The sequence below is a fragment of the Mediterraneibacter catenae genome (assembly GCF_008691045.1).
In the GTDB taxonomy this organism is placed as follows: Bacteria; Bacillota; Clostridia; order Lachnospirales; family Lachnospiraceae; genus Mediterraneibacter; species Mediterraneibacter ornithocaccae.
This window is the reverse complement of the sequence record NZ_VMSO01000011.1, coordinates 64589-80427: the sequence shown is the minus strand read 5'-3', so window position 1 is coordinate 80427 and position 15839 is coordinate 64589. Positions and strand designations below refer to the sequence as shown.

The following is a 15839-nucleotide window of genomic DNA, read 5'->3' as shown; positions in this document are numbered from 1 at the left end:
AACGATAGGGTAAAAACAGCCAGGAAAAAACAGACGGCATAAAAACAGAGAGGGGCATTTGCCTTGAGCCTCCCTTCCGGACGTAGTAAAATGAAACTACATCCGGAAGGGAGGTGTTTTTATGCAGAGACAGAAGAAATTTATGACAGGGAACTCAGATTTTCTAAGCCTGCAGGCGGGCGGTTTTTATTATGTTGACAAAACCCTCCTGATCAGAGAACTGTTGGATCATCCTGCGATGGTGACCCTGATCACGCGTCCCAGAAGATTTGGGAAGACTCTGAATATGAGCATGCTTCAGGCATTTTTTGAGACGGGAAGCGGCGGAAAAGAGTATTTCCAGAAGCTCAATATATGGAAATGTGGTGAGGACTGCCTGCATGAATTCACTGCAGACGCTGTCCATCGCTGTCCGGAAAACGACAGGGCGCCAGCCGATTATACTGATTGACGAATATGATGTCCCGATTCATGACGCACATGAAAAAGGGTATTATGAAGAAGCGCTGGGATTTGAGAAAACATGGCTTTCGGCAGGGCTGAAGGACAATGCACAGCTGCAGTTCGCCGTAGTTACCGGAGTTCTGCGGATTGCAAAGGAGAGCATCTTCAGTGATCTGAATAATCTGAAAGTATATTCTCTTACCTCCGATACTTATGGAGAGTTTTTCGGTTTTACGGGAGAGGAAGTCAGAGAGCTTACAGAATATTACGGTGTTCCGGAACGGATGGAGGAGATTCAGGACTGGTATGACGGATACCGGATCGGAAATCAGGAAATCTACAATCCATGGTCTGTGATCAATTATTTTGCAGACGGATGTCAGGCTCACGCATTCTGGAGCCAGACCAGCCGCAATTCGATCCTGCGCTCCATGCTTCAGAAAGCGGATCCGGAGCTGAAGGAGGAATTGAGGGAACTTCTGGAAGGAAAATCTTGCGAGAAGATCATCAGTGACAGTATTACGTATGATCTTCTGGACAGAGGCTCTCTGGAAAAAGCGCCTGCGGATCCGTCGGCTCTCTATATCCTGCTTGTGATGACAGGATATTTAAAAATCGAGAGGATTATCCGCACACTGTCCACGTCGTGTGTGTGCGAAGTACGTATACCGAACAGGGAAATCCGTACGCTATATGCAGATGAGATCCTGGATTCATGCAGGGACATACTTCCTCTTTCAATCTCAAACCGTTTTGAGGATGCGCTCCTGGGGAATGATTCAGAAAACGATGAGGAATACTGATCGAACTGAAAGTTTATCCGGGGAAGAAGCAGAGGAAAGAACTGGGCGAGGAACTGGAAAAATTTGCTGAAAAGGCGGTCGTCCAGATTGAACCCAGATCATATTATACGGATCTGACGATGTATGGCTGCCGTGATATATTTTTATACGGTATGGCTTTTAAAAGGAAAAATGTGAAAATAGCCGGGAAAAAGAAAGAGGTTCAGCTGTAACAATACAGCATGCCGGTTGGAAGGAAATAGCCGCCACTACTGCAATAGTGCCGGCTGTTCGTCTGTTGACAGAACTGGAAGGGAAATTTATGAAATTGTAACCTGCAGGATCTATGTACAAATGAATATTCGTCATTTATAATATTATCAATGCAGCAGGAAGTAAATTTGATTAACACACAGACATGTGGGAAATATTATTGATATCAGAAGTGCGCAGAGAATTCGGAGGAGAATGGAATGAAAATCAGCAGACTGGCGATGGAAAATTTTATGATTTTTGACCATCTGGATGTAAATTTCTCACCTGATATTAATGTGATCAGCGGGGAGAACAGTACAGGGAAGACGGCGGTTATTAAATTACTGTATTCATTACTAAAGGGCTATACGGAAGCCTGTTCTAGCAGAGGCGATGTGACAAAAGATAAGATAGAAGCTGCCCTTGTGGAAAAACTGCAGGGAGTTTTCCGGCCGGATAATGATGCGGTGGGACGTCTTGTAAACCGCAGGCAGGGCAGCAGCCATACGGACATCAGTCTGGATATGGCTGATAACGGATCAGTGAAGATCGGTTTTGGAACTAAGCGCGAAAAACATATTGATATTGAGGATACGTTCCCTCCTGATATACAGGAGACCAGTCCGGTGTATATACCGCCCAAGGAGATTATTTCGGCGACAGAAAACTTTGGTTCTCTGTATTCAGATTATCATATTGCGTTTGAGGAGACGTATTATGATCTGACGAGGCTTTTAGAAAGACCGCTGCGCAAGGGTCCGAATACCAGTGAACAAAGACGGGTATTGAAAAGTTTTGAACAGATTGTAAATGGGACCATTATACAGAAAGATAAAAAATTTTATCTGAAAGTAAAAGGCGCCGGTGAATTTGAAATGGGGCTGGTATCGGAGGGGTACCGTAAAATAGCTACGATTATGTATCTGATTCTTTCGGGCAGTTTGTCGAAAAACGCAGTTTTATTTTGGGATGAACCGGAAACGAATATGAATCCTAAGATGATTCGACCGTTGGTCGACGCTATTATAGAACTGTCGAGAATGGGAGTACAGGTATTTGTTACGACGCATGATTATTTTGTGCAGCAGTGCTTTAATATGGCGGCGCTGTATTCGAATCCGGGCAATGAGAGGAAAAAGCTTTTGAAATATAAGTTCCTGTCACTGTATAAAGATGAAAATAACAATATCCGCTTTGAACAGCAGGAAGCTTTGTCTGATTTGACACATAATGCAGTTATGGAGGAATTTGATTCACTGTACGACAGAGAGCAGGAGATGCTATATGGAAGAGGCTAATACAGTTATTGAGGAAAGCTCTTTAAGATTTACATTTGATGAGGATACTGAGGCAGTTAAATTTGATGATACAGATTTCTATCGCAGAAGATTTAGCAGCTTTCCTGGGGCTAAGGGGATAGATATTCTTGCAGAATCGAAAGAAATCATTCAGCTGATAGAAATTAAGAACTGTACAGGGCATGAAAGTGAGAATATCTGGCGGACAAGTGTGAATAACAGTAAAATAGAATCCGTACCACGGGGATTAGATATGAGCAGACGCAACAGTCTGGATATAGAAGTAGTCCAGAAAGTTGCATCGACGATTGCCTGCCTCTACGGTGCATGGACAAAATCTGAAAGAATGGAAAGCAGTACGGAACTGAGTTGCTTTTGGAAAAGTATGGTTGATGAGAAAATACCCAGGGACCGAAAAAAGTTATTGGTCATCCTGTTTCTGGAGGGGGACTTTGACTCTAATGGTCCCAGAAGCAGAAATAAAAATATGGTTATGTATCGAATTCAGGAAAGCATCAGAAGCAAACTGGTCTGGCTTAATTGCCAGGTTGCAGTTGTCGATTCCCATACATATAAGGACAAATATTTCAAGGTAAGCAGACTGGCAAATTAAAGATTGCATTTGGCGGAGAGATTCAAGTATAAGTCAGCTCTGGCATCATCAGATTTTACGGAAGAGCAGAAAAACAGAATCAGACCGGAACAGAGCGCTGCGCAGAGGGCATGCACCCTTTTGCCGCAGCGCTCTGTTATGTTGTGTGCCGAGTATGGCATTAATCTTGCCGGTGAAAGTCCGGTCACGGGTATTTACCGCCAAGTGTAGCGAACCGCAAGCTGGTATCAGTAATGGTATGGGTGAAGGAAGTGGTGAACAATCACAACAGATAAGGATATGTTCTATACAGTAGCAAATGCAGCAGAGACTTCATCAGAAAAAACAATCACGATCAATAATGCGGCAGCTTCTGATACAATCCTCTCTGTTACACAGGTGAAAATCTGTGATGATCCGAAAGCGGCATTCGCAGAACTGAATGAAGATGATTTCAGCGCGGCGCTGTCTGCAATGGAAGGCACAGGAACACCGGATGCCCCAGAGGTTACTACAGCTGACGCCACCGCCAACATCATCCTGACCAACGCTGCCGGAAGCGAGCTTGCTTCCACAGCCCTGGCGGCAAACGGTACGGCGGGTGAGATACATACCTTTGCAGCAGGCGACATCCAAGCGGCAGCCGAGGGCATCCTGCCGGAAGGCTATGAGCTGACCGGAAAGTAACTGAATACTGACCTTGCGCCTCCCTTTCAGTCGTAGTAAAATGAAACTACATCTGGAAGGGAGGCATTTTATATGGGCTGGATACCGCTGCCGGTTGGCGTAGAGAATTTTGAGGATTTGATACAGACAGGATATTATTTTGTTGATAAAACCCTTTTTATCAGAGAACTGATCGATATGAAAGGAAAGGTAAATCTGTTTACCCGTCCCCGCCGTTTCGGGAAGACTCTGAACATGAGTATGCTCAGGTATTTCTTTGAAATGGGCAAGGCAGACAATGCGGAACTGTTTCAGGGGATGAAGATCATGGATGCAGGAGAAGAATATCTTGCTCATATGGGAAAGTATCCTGTGATCAGCATTTCATTGAAATCTATGAAACAGCCCGCATATGATGACGCTTTCTACTGTCTGCAGGAGGAGCTGGCGAGGGAGTTCAAGCGCCACGATGAACTGCTTCCCGGCCTTCCATACGAAGAAGACCGGAAAAAATATCTCCGTTTTATCGGAAGAAAAGCGGAACCGAAAGAGTACCTGGACTCTCTGAAATTTTTATCGGAATGCCTGTTCCAGTGTTATGGAAGAAAATCAGTTATCCTGATCGACGAGTACGACGTGCCTCTGGAGAATGCATATTTCAGCGGATTTTATGACAAAATGGTTTCCGTCATCCGGGCTCTGTTTGAATCAGCTTTGAAGACCAATGATAATCTGGAATTTGCTGTGATAACCGGCTGCCTGCGGATTAGCAAGGAATCGATCTTTACCGGGCTGAATAACTTGAAAATCATGTCCATAACATCAAGAACTTATGCAGAACATTTCGGTTTTACACCGGAGGAAGTGGAACAGATACTGAGAGATTATGGGCTTGAAGATAACCTGAAAATAGTAAAACAATGGTATGACGGCTATCGGTTCGGAGAGAGCGAGGTATATAATCCATGGAGTGTGATTAACTATGTAGATTCCTGCTATCATGATAAAAAAGCATTTGCGAAGCCTTATTGGTCCAATACCAGCTCCAACAGTATTGTAAAAAATCTGATCGAACAGGCAGATATTTCCGTAAAGCAGGAGATCGAGCGGCTGATTGAAGGCGGCACGATCGAGAAACCGATTCACGAGGATATCACCTACGACGATATGAATTCCACCCAGGATAATCTCTGGAATTTCCTGTTTTTCACCGGCTATCTGAAAAAGATCAGCGAGCGTCAGGAGGGAGAGACCATCTATATGGAAATGGCGATCCCCAACAGTGAAGTGCGGTATGTATATAAAAACGCGGTCCTACGCTGGTTTGAGGAGAGAACCGAGAAGAAGGAGCTGATGCCGCTCTATGAAAGTCTGCTCAATGGAAAAGCAGATGAACTGGCAGAAATATTATCTGAAAATTTGATGGAAACCATCAGCTTTTATGATTATCAGGAGAGCTATTATCACGGATTCCTTGCAGGGATGTTAAAGAATATCGGGAACTATATCGTCCAGTCCAACCGGGAATCCGGGAACGGCAGGCCGGATATCCTGGTGAGATACCCGAGTGTGAGAGGGAAAGCCGTGATCATAGAGATTAAGGTATCAAAGACGTATCAAGGGCTGGAAGAAAAGTGTGATGAAGCGCTGAATCAGATCGAGGAGCAGAAGTATGAGGAAGCGCTGCGGCAGGAAGGGTATCGGGATATCCTTAAATACGGGGTGGCGTTCTATCGGAAGGAATGCATGGTAAAACTGGCAGAATAGAGACGGGAACAGCCGGGAAAGCTTCAGGAAATGGGAAGCCCCGGCTGTTTTTCTGAAGGAAGGCAGATGGAGGGAACGGTCAGATAAATCGGAATTTTAATCAGATAATTTCTTGGAATAAAAGCCCGGAAATGCGTCGGAAACGGCGTGTTTCCGGGCTTTTATGTGTTTTCTGGCCGAGATGGATGCTAAGAGTAAATTGCCATTTATCTGACTGGAGGATATTTTGTAAACTGAACTTTGGAATTCCCTAATAATAAAGAAGGAGGAAGGAGAACTTATGATAGGGAAAAAGAAAAAAACCGCGATTGGTTTTCTGGGCGTGGCGATGACAGCTGCCCTGTCTCTGACAATGCTGCCGTCAACGGCGTCAGCGGTAGAGTCAGATCCCAGTCTGGACAACCTTGTTATGAACAAGACCGTACAGCTGGAAGACAATGGAACCTACACGATTAATCTGGAAGCCTATGCCAAAGGCCAGGTGTCTACAGAGACAGTCAAGCGAGTCATTCCGGCGGATATCGTTCTTGTACTGGATCAGTCCGGGTCTATGGAGGAGTCTCAGATTGAGGGTATCCCCAGCGATACTTACACGGAAGTAACTGACAGTCTGACAAACGGGCAGGTGGCAGACGGAGACTATTACTACAAGGTAGGAGATAACTATTATCCGGTCACCGCTGAGAGGCAAACCATTGGTGTGGAGACGAGGTGGCGCGGACAGGATGGAAATTACTATACAGAGGATCAGCTTAGCTATTCCTGGTCAAGAAAGTCTGACGGTATGGTATATAATACGGCCACACCGTTTGTGACAAGTTCATTAAAGACCTTTACCAGAGATCATTCATCATTTATTGGCATACAGAGTTTTTGGTATGTGAATGATATTGATGAAAATGAAACTAGTGATAGTGGAATAAGCGCTGCCAGAGCAAGAGAAAAATTTTCTGATGAGTATGATATTTCTTCAACAACAGTAGAGTTCCATAACGATGGAAATCCTGGAGACGACACAAGTAATGACGACCCCTACTACGTAGCAGCTGTCTACACCGCTGTTACTCGTGAGGAAGTCAGAACCTATCAGTATACATACAGCTACATAGATGAAAACGGCCAGCAGGTGATTATCGGTACATCTGAAGGAAGTGATTCGGATCCGTGTACAGTAAGTCCTCTTTATACAAGAGATACGAAAGACGGAGAACGTCTGGATGCCCTCAAATATGCTGCAGACAGATTTATCGACAGCATCCGCAGCAGTGCCATCGCCAATGATGTGGATCACAGGGTTGCCGTGGTTGGCTTTGGATCGGATGAATATCAAGGACAGTGGAATGAATATTATTATTCGAACACAGAGTTGTTTATAGGAGCTAATCAGTATAACTACGCAAACGGTGGGCGTGAATCAACATATAATAGCTACGGTAATCTTGCAGCAGATCATTATGATGAGGCATTCCAGAGTGTAAATACCAGCCAGGGATATCAGAATCTGCAGGCATCCGCGGATGCGCTTGCGGGTTACGGAGCTACATATCCAAGTCTCGGACTTGAGATGGCCAATGGTATATATGCATCAAATGATAATAGCTATACCACGTCAGACGGTACTAAGGAAGAGCGTAGCAGAATCGTAGTATTCCTGACTGACGGAGAGCCTGGAGACACTGGATATAGTGCTACAGAAGCTCAAAATACAATTAATCAGGTCAATATTACGAAAAATACTTATGGGGCAACTGTTTATACAGTAGCAGTTCTTGACGAAAGTCCGAGTGATTCAAGAGTTGATACTTTCCTGAAAAACACATCCAGCAACGGTTCCTATACACTGGCAACCAGTACAGAAGCTCTGGATGATTTCTTCCAGACGGTTGACGAAGACATCAATAATACGACTACAACTGTTACACTCTCAGAGGATTCTATCCTGGTTGACCGCCTGAGCGAGTATTTTACAGTTCCGGAGGACTTCAGCATTGATAATAATGTGACGGTTCAGGTTGCGCGGCATACAGGATACGATGCATTCGCAAATCCGACTGCTGCTCCAGACGGAGTAAATGCTGTGCTGTCAACTAATGCTGATGGCACCATTCGAGGGGTAACTGTCCGTGGATTTAACTTTGTATCTGATGAGAATCTTGTTACAACGGATGTAAGTGAGGGTGGTTCTACAATTGCGACAGGCAATAAACTTGTCGTTACAATTACCGGCGTCCTTGCGAAAGATGAAGCTGCAACCAACACATATATTGATACAAATCTTGAGCAGTCCGGTATCTGGGACACAGATGAGGAAGGCACGTATGGTATGGTAAAAGCCTTCAATATGCCGACAACCCGCATTGCGGAAAAATCTTACGTTCTGGACTATGCGAAAGAAGCAGCACTGGATGTATTTGATACTTCTGCAAACCGTCTGGACAGTACGTCCGACAGTATTTTCAGTGAAGTCGGTGAAGCTGCCACATCGCTGACAGGTACATATGGAAACTCAGCAGTTGCATCTTCCAAGCTTACATATACACCGTCCACGATGAACTGGAATGGTTATGATACCTTCTACGCACTTGGCAAAGATGCGGCTTACGGAGATTCAAGAACAGATAATATGTGGGCGAAGGTAAATGTTATTCCAGCCAATAACGTCTACTATGAAGATGACTTTACAACAAGTACATCATCAGGGACAGTTGGAATTGAGTACACGGGAACATGGACAGTGGATGGAACATCTTCTGGTAATACAGAAACTCCGAACACAGAGGTCCATGGCGGATGGCAGAACGGAAGCCTGGCAGACGATGCTCAGTACAGTGACGGAAGCGCGCATGTTTTACAGAATGGAGCAACAGCAACCTTTACCTTCACAGGTACAGGCGTTGACGTATACAGCCGTACAAATATGACCACAGGTTATGTAGCGGCGCAGCTGTATAAGGGCGAAGATACGACCGCAGCGGCACTTTCTCAGTATCTGGTTGTGGATAATAAGGCAGAATCCGGGGACTATTATCAGATTCCGACAGTATCCTTTACAGGACTGGATCATGGAACCTATACTGTGAAGCTGACTGTGGCGGCGACGTCAGATGGCCGCAGCACATATTATCTTGACGGAATCCGTGTCTACAATCCGCTTTCCTATGAGCAGGAAGCAGACAGCACCGTATCCGGAGCATATGGGGATGAAGTAGGCGCAGTCTTTATGGAAGTAAGAGATATTCTTATTGATACTGCGAATGTAGATGAGGATGGAACAGCGTCTCTGAGCGGTGCAGTATTTCTCGATAAGCATGGGGATAATACAGAAGGAACATATTCTGTCGGCGAATATGAGGCATATGGTCCGAAGAATGAGGTATACCTCGCAAAGGGACAGGCTGTTGCAATTGCGACAGGCAGTCTGGACAAGATTTCGATCGGCCTGAAAGCACCGGAAGGCGAGACGGAAGCTACGGTTACAAACAGTGTGGATATCAGTCCGATTCCGATCAGCTCCGCATCTGACCTGTATTATCAGGTAACTGCCAATGAGCAGGGATTTGTGGTGGTTCAGAACACAGGCGACAATCTGCTTGCGATAACGAAAGTAAAGACCAGTGGTACCGGCGAGCTTGTATCATTCAGTCTGGCGGATATGTTATCTTACGCAAATGAATTTGATTCGCTTAATGTAGTGGATTACACACAGGAACCGAGTGATGAAGACCAGACAGTTACAGAACCATCAGATCCGTCCGATACAGAAGACGGCGATGTGGTAATTGAAAACCCGTCTGAGACACCTGACCAGGATGACGCAGCGCAGCCGGAGAATCCGATTACCGCATGGTTCAATAACCTGATCAACGGAATTAAAAACCTGTTTGGACGCTGGTAAAAGGGGGTGCAAAGAAATGAAAAAAACATATACAAAACCGAGGATAGCAATTGAAAACTTTGTACTTACCCAGAATATTGCCGTATCCTGCGGATACAAAGATGAAGATTTTCTCGGATGGCCCACGCAGGCAGATAAAGAAAACTGCGGCTGGAATAATGGCATCGGGGAAGTATACTGGACTGAAACACCGAGATGTGGAGGTAATTACAGCCCTGACCTTGATATTGGAGAAGTCTGCTATAACTCTCCGGCAGGAGTAGCCACAATCTTTGCTTCCTGATCCGGGGCAGATCGATTTACCAAACAGTTATTATTAAAATAAGACAGCAGAAGGCTGCCGTGCACACTGCAGTGCGGCAGCCTTCATCATTCTTGATCAGATAATAAATTTCAACAGGAGAAATGAAATCTATGAAAACAATGAAAAAACTACTGAGCGGTCTTCTGGCCCTGTGTTGTGTGCTTGCCATGCTGACGGATATAAAAGCGTCTGCGGCAGAACCTCAGACAGGAACTTTTACGGCTGTGTCCATGAATGTGGACGGACTGCCGACAGATCTTCTGGGATTCATCAATATCAATGAAGGAGGTCCGGGAGCTGATGGAACCCGGGCTATCAGTCAGAAGATGGCACAGTATGATTGGGATATTATTGGTGTTTCTGAGGATTTTAACTACGATGATGATCTGATGTCATCACTGTCTGCGAATTATAATGCGGGAACACACAGAGGTGGTGTATCCTGGCTGACTAATGATACAGACGGTCTGAACCTGCTCTGGAAGAAAACACTTTCTGTTACAGGAGAGAGCTGGACGGCATGGAATACTCATTACAGTACCGGCGCTTTTGGTACAGGAAACGGCGCGGACGGTATGATCGACAAGGGATACCGGTACTATGAGGCTGAGGTTGCCGACGGCGTGTATGTGGATATTTATATTCTTCATATGGACGCAGATTCCGATCAGGGGGATATTGACGCCCGCTACGCACAGCTGGAACAGCTGGCGAGTGCCATTACAGCAAGTGATAATGACAATCCGATCATTGTAATGGGGGATACAAACTGCCGCTATACAAGAGAAGACATCAGAGAGGCATTTATGAACCCAATCAATGAGGATCCGCGTTTTGAGATTAAGGATGCATGGATTGAAGATGCATGGGACGGAGTATATCCGAATGTAGGCGACGATGCGCTTATGGCAGTTGATAAGGGCGGAAGTTACGAATATCCCAAGGCTGAGATCGTGGATAAGATTTTCTATATTAATAACACGGACAGCCAGGTAAAACTGACACTGGACAGTTATGAGGTCGCGACAGATTTTACAGATGAAAATGGAACGACTCTTGCAGATCACTGGCCGATCATAGGCACATTTACTTATACAGTGGAGAAGGAGGAAGGAGATCATGTCCATAACTTTGTAATGACAGATGAGAAAGAGGCTACCTGCACAGAGGAGGGAAGCAAAACGTATACATGTGAGTGCGGAGAAAGCTATACGGAGCCGATAGCGGCTCTGGGACATGCCTATGAGATAACGTCACAGACGTCGGCTGCATGTACGGAAGCCGGAGAAACAGTATACACCTGCAGCCGCTGCGGAGACAGCTATGCCGAAACCATTCCGGCCACAGGACATAACTATGTGGACGGCGTATGTGAGAACTGCGGGGCAAAGGAACCTTCATCGGGTTCAGATACTGTGTTCGGACAGGTGGAGGATGCAATTGAATCCGGCAGCAGATATGCCCTTGTAACTTCATCTTCGACTCAGTCCTACGCACTGACTTATGAAACGGACGGCACGATTAGCTGGGATTATACAGATACAGAGGCCGGTACGGCAGCTGAAGACGGTATGGCCTGGACAGTAGAGGAGTCCGACAGCGGATATACCATTTCCACAGAGATAAACGGCATGAAAAAATATCTTGCGCGCACTAAAACTTTTGTAGGATACGGTTATAAAGTGGCGCTGCAGGATGATCCATTTACATGGTCGGTAAAATATAACAGCGGTACAGAAGGTTTCCGTTTTACCACAAAGGTTGTATTTAAGGATTATACGCTTCGTTACTATAATTCTAAAACCGGCTGGATCGCCACATCAAAGGGTATGGATATCCAGCTTTATGAACTGCAGGAGACGACAGAAGAATAAAGATGTATTATTATCAGTATTTTATCGCAGGGATGAGGATTCTGTGCAGGATCCCCTTCCCTGTTATAATTCAGAAGGAAGCGGAACAGTTTCTGTTTCCTGCAAATGAGAATTGTGAGATCGGCGGAGCGCAGGAAGATACTGCTTTCGCAGCCGGAAGGTCAGCAGACGCCGTTGTGACTTTCAGGCGGGCGGTTTCTCTGCCGGATATTCCGGATTCCGCAACCGTAAGGGCAGACAGATACTATTCCGTAAGCAAAGAGAATGACAGCAGAAAAAGAAGATATCAGATTCATCACTGCCCCTGCCCGGGAAAGCCGCCCTATGCCTGTACTCTTTGGGAACAGGATAACGAAGGAAGGCTGGCGCTCACCTGTTCCTATCTTCCGGGCAATGAATTCCGCTTCGGTTATTCCCGGATGATCTCAGACCATATCGGCATGGAGACGCTGTTCCTTCGAAAGAGCTGTCTGATGCTCCACGCCGCATTTATCAGATGGCAGGAAAAAGGAATACTTTTCACAGCCCCGTCCGGAACAGGAAAGTCTACACAGGCTGAGCTCTGGAAAAAGTATGAAGGGGCGGATATCCTGAATGGAGACCGGGCAGCGGTCAGAAGAGACGAAAGCGGATGCTGGCAGGCATATGGACTTCCCTATGCGGGTTCCTCAAGAATTTACCGCAATGAGAAGGCGCCTTTGTCGGCGGTAGTCGTTTTAAGGCAGGCGGAAGAGAACCGGATCCGGCGGCTGGGGATGCTGGAGATCATACAGAAGCTTTATCCAGAGACAACAGTGCATCAGTGGGAACCGGATTTTATTGAAAAGGCGCTGACGCTTCTGACAGAGCTTGCGGGAGAAGTACCTGTTTATCTTCTGGAATGCAGGCCTGACAGAGGGGCGGTGGAAGCAGTGAAAAATGTGTTGATTGGAGGAGAAAACTTATGTTGAGAAGACCAGTGGAGCCTATGATCACTGAGTATCTTCATACAAAGGCAGCCAGGCTGGGGATCCCTTTAAATGGGACATTTGAGGTGACTCCCTTGTGCAATATGAACTGCAGGATGTGTTATGTGCGTATGGACCGGGAGCAGCAGGAGGCCATTGCGCCGCTCCGCACGGCAGAGGAATGGCTGGAGCTTGGACGGACGGCGAAAGAGCGCGGCATGACGTACCTGCTTCTGACAGGAGGAGAACCGTTCCTGAGACCGGATTTTCGCCAGATCATGCAGGGACTCCACAGGATGGGATTTGTCCTGAGCATCAACTCCAACGGAACAATGATCGATGAGAAGACGGTGGAGTGGCTAAAGGAGACTCCTCCGATCCGCATCAATATCACGCTGTATGGAGCTTCCGACGAGACATATGGAAGACTCTGCCGGAATCCCCGGGGATTTACCCAGGTGACGAAAGCGATCCATCTGTTGAAAGAGGCAGGGATCCTGGTGAAGCTGAACTGCAGTGTGACGCCCTACAATGCAGAAGATCTGGAACAGATCTTCGCGTTCGCAGAGAAGGAAGAGCTGGTAGTACAGGCAACCTCTTATATGTTTCCGCCCCTTCGAAGGGATGCTTCAAAGGTGGGATGGAACGACCGGTTTTCCGCGGAAGAATCCGCCAGACAGGAAGCCTGGATCAACGTATATCAGAACGGCAGAGAAGCTTATCTGAAGCATATGGAGTCTGAAGAGATGGCGTCACTGTCGGGAGATATCGAGGAAGACTGCATGCCGGTGGAAGAAGGGAACGGAGACGGGGATTCCTATGGAAAGGAAGGAGAGCGTATCCGCTGCCGCGCGGGAAAATGCAGTTTCTGGGTGACCTGGGACGGCCGGTTTCTTCCGTGCGGAATGCTTCCGGGAGAAAACGCTCTGAATGTATTTGAGGCAGGCTTTGACGCGGCATGGGAGCAGGCGAAAGCAGAAGCGGCAGCGATCCGGCTTCCCGTGAGATGCAGCACATGCTCTCTTAAGGATAAGTGCCGGGCGTGCGCAGCCATGGTTTATACGGAAAGCGGCAATTATCATGACGTTCCGCTTTATCGATGCCAGATGGCACATGCCTATACGGAGGCCTGCAGACAGGTGGAATATGAGATTAGACAGGAGGCGCAGATACAGAGATGAAATCATCAGGAAGAAAAAGAAAGAAAAGATCAAAAAGCAGGAAAAAATCAAACTGTCCAGGAAACTGATAATACTGTTTTGTTGTATTTTCGTGATTATAATAGTAGCAGCGGCTATTGTATGGAGCCGGGCTTCGGAACAGATGCCATCTGATCCGTTGGAGAATGAAACAGTAAACAATGCTTCTGATTCAGATGCAGAGAAAAGTCAGGACACAGAAAAGGAAAGTGATACGGACAAAGAGAGCGAAAATGTTGACGGAAATAACAGCGGTCAGGACACTTCCGAAAGCATAGCAGGTTTAGATTCCGGAGCAGCATCCGAAACTGTGCTCCAGGAAGGGGTGCAGGGACTTACCCTGCCGTACAATATACCGGGGAGCGGGCTTGTAGTCAGGGGGATTTCCTCTTATGACGGCATCTATCTTGAGGATGGGAGTGATGAGAATATCTCCGGAGTAACTGTAATGTTGTTGCAGAATGCAGGAGAAACGGAGGTAGAATATGCCAGTGTATCTGTAAACAGAGACGGAACTCCACTGCAGTTTGAAGCATCTGCGCTTCCGGCAGGAGCAACTGTAGTTGTACAGGAAAAAAGCAGAACACCATTTCAGGAAGGTAACTATACTGACTGTTCAGCTAATGTGGCAGAAGTAAATGAATTCGGTATGGCAGATGAGCAGATACAGATAGAAGAGACTGGAGAGCAGGAGATTACAGTGACTAATCTTACAGATCAGAAAATACCTGCAGTCAGGATTTTCTACAAATTCTATATGGAAGATGAAGCTGCTTATGTGGGAGGGATTACCTATACTGCTAAAATAACGAATCTTAATGCAGGAGCATCTCAGACAATCACGCCGTCTCATTACTTGAAAGGATCGAGTAAGATTATGATGGTACGCACCTATGATACGGCAGATTAACTTCAGAAAATCAAAGTGAAAATTCCCCTATTGCGTTCTCTCCCCGCAGACGATATACTATATAAGGGTAATTATATTTAGAAAGCAAAGGTACTATCAATGAGGAAGATCAAGATTTTCAGTATCATCCTGTTTATCTGTTCTGCCGCTGTATACATCGGCTGCAGGATATATGCCGGTGTGATGACCGATCATACGCCGCCGGTCATATCGGGGGGTGACGCCATCGAGGTCAGTGTGGAAGACCCGAAGGAGAAGCTTCTTGAAGGTATGACGGCGGAGGATGACCGGGACGGGGATGTGACAGATTCGCTTGTTGTGCAGGAGATATCGGAATTTGACGATGAGGGAAACAGGACTGTACGGTATGCGGCAGTAGACGACAGCGGAAATGTCGGATACTACAGCCGGACAATGACATATACGGATTACGGGCAGCCGACGTTTGCGATGAGCTCCCCTCTGCGTTTTCCTATGGGAACATCATTTAATATATGTGAGGGAATAACGGCGAGCAGTGTGCTGGACGGCGATCTGTCAGATAAGATTAAGTACACGCTGGACAGAGCAGTGTCGAATGCTATCACAGGAACATATGACGTTGAATTCCGTGTGATGGACAGCGCGGGACGCACATCTTATCTTAAGACTGTGCTGGAAGTGTATGACCCGTCGGAAGAGCGGATAGAGGTGACACTTTCGGACTACCTTGTATATATCAGGGCAAACTCTGAATTCCATGCGTCAGCCTACTTTGAAGAGGCGAGCGTGGATGGCGATCTTGATATACAGTCAACGGTGAATACGTCCAAGGCAGGCGTTTATTATGCAGACTATGTTGTGACAGATAACAGACTTACAGGAAAGAGCCGGCTGGTAGTAGTTGTGAGATAATTGAGGGAAGGA

Annotated in this window: 11 protein-coding genes and 1 pseudogene; all 12 read left to right on the top strand. The window is 46.3% G+C overall.

Going from position 1 to position 15839, the window contains the following annotated elements; all coding sequences use genetic code 11:
- Window positions 1–121: 121 nt before the first annotated feature.
- Window positions 122–1247: pseudogene (locus FNY66_RS09820) on the top strand (AAA family ATPase).
- A 452-nt stretch (window positions 1248–1699) separates the two neighbouring features.
- Window positions 1700–2779, top strand: a complete 1080-nt coding sequence (locus FNY66_RS09815) for an AAA family ATPase (RefSeq protein WP_150311021.1) — start codon at window positions 1700–1702, stop codon at window positions 2777–2779.
- A complete protein-coding gene (locus FNY66_RS09810; protein ID WP_150311020.1) occupies window positions 2766–3392 on the top strand; it encodes a DUF6661 family protein in 627 nt (208 codons plus the stop codon). The genes FNY66_RS09815 and FNY66_RS09810 overlap by 14 nt, the downstream gene beginning before the upstream one ends.
- A gap of 279 nt (window positions 3393–3671) precedes the next feature.
- Window positions 3672–4058: a hypothetical protein gene (locus FNY66_RS09805; RefSeq protein WP_150311019.1), complete on the top strand. Its 387-nt coding sequence runs from the start codon at window positions 3672–3674 to the stop codon at window positions 4056–4058.
- A gap of 72 nt (window positions 4059–4130) precedes the next feature.
- Window positions 4131–5804, top strand: coding sequence for an AAA family ATPase (locus FNY66_RS09800; RefSeq protein ID WP_150311018.1), 1674 nt, complete (start codon window positions 4131–4133; stop codon window positions 5802–5804).
- 280 nt (window positions 5805–6084) lie between these two features.
- Window positions 6085–9699 carry a vWA domain-containing protein gene (locus FNY66_RS09795; RefSeq protein ID WP_150311017.1) on the top strand — a complete coding sequence of 1205 codons (3615 nt, stop codon included), beginning with the start codon at window positions 6085–6087 and terminating at the stop codon, window positions 9697–9699.
- A gap of 16 nt (window positions 9700–9715) precedes the next feature.
- The gene (locus tag FNY66_RS09790; protein ID WP_150311016.1) at window positions 9716–9982 is read left to right on the top strand and encodes a hypothetical protein; all 267 of its coding nucleotides are present in this window, start codon (window positions 9716–9718) and stop codon (window positions 9980–9982) included.
- Window positions 9983–10113: 131 nt separating this feature from the next.
- Window positions 10114–11877, top strand: a complete 1764-nt coding sequence (locus FNY66_RS09785) for an endonuclease/exonuclease/phosphatase family protein (RefSeq protein WP_150311015.1) — start codon at window positions 10114–10116, stop codon at window positions 11875–11877.
- A gap of 2 nt (window positions 11878–11879) precedes the next feature.
- Entirely contained in the window at window positions 11880–12827 is a 948-nt protein-coding gene (locus tag FNY66_RS09780) for a hypothetical protein (RefSeq protein WP_150311014.1), read from the top strand.
- Window positions 12821–14005, top strand: coding sequence for a radical SAM protein (locus FNY66_RS09775; RefSeq protein ID WP_150311013.1), 1185 nt, complete (start codon window positions 12821–12823; stop codon window positions 14003–14005). The genes FNY66_RS09780 and FNY66_RS09775 overlap by 7 nt, the downstream gene beginning before the upstream one ends.
- The gene (locus tag FNY66_RS09770; protein ID WP_150311012.1) at window positions 13971–14933 is read left to right on the top strand and encodes a hypothetical protein; all 963 of its coding nucleotides are present in this window, start codon (window positions 13971–13973) and stop codon (window positions 14931–14933) included. Before FNY66_RS09775 ends, FNY66_RS09770 begins: the two co-directional genes overlap by 35 nt.
- A gap of 99 nt (window positions 14934–15032) precedes the next feature.
- On the top strand, window positions 15033–15827 hold the full coding sequence (locus tag FNY66_RS09765) for a hypothetical protein (protein WP_150311011.1): 795 nt from the start codon (window positions 15033–15035) through the stop codon (window positions 15825–15827).
- Window positions 15828–15839 lie beyond the last annotated feature (12 nt).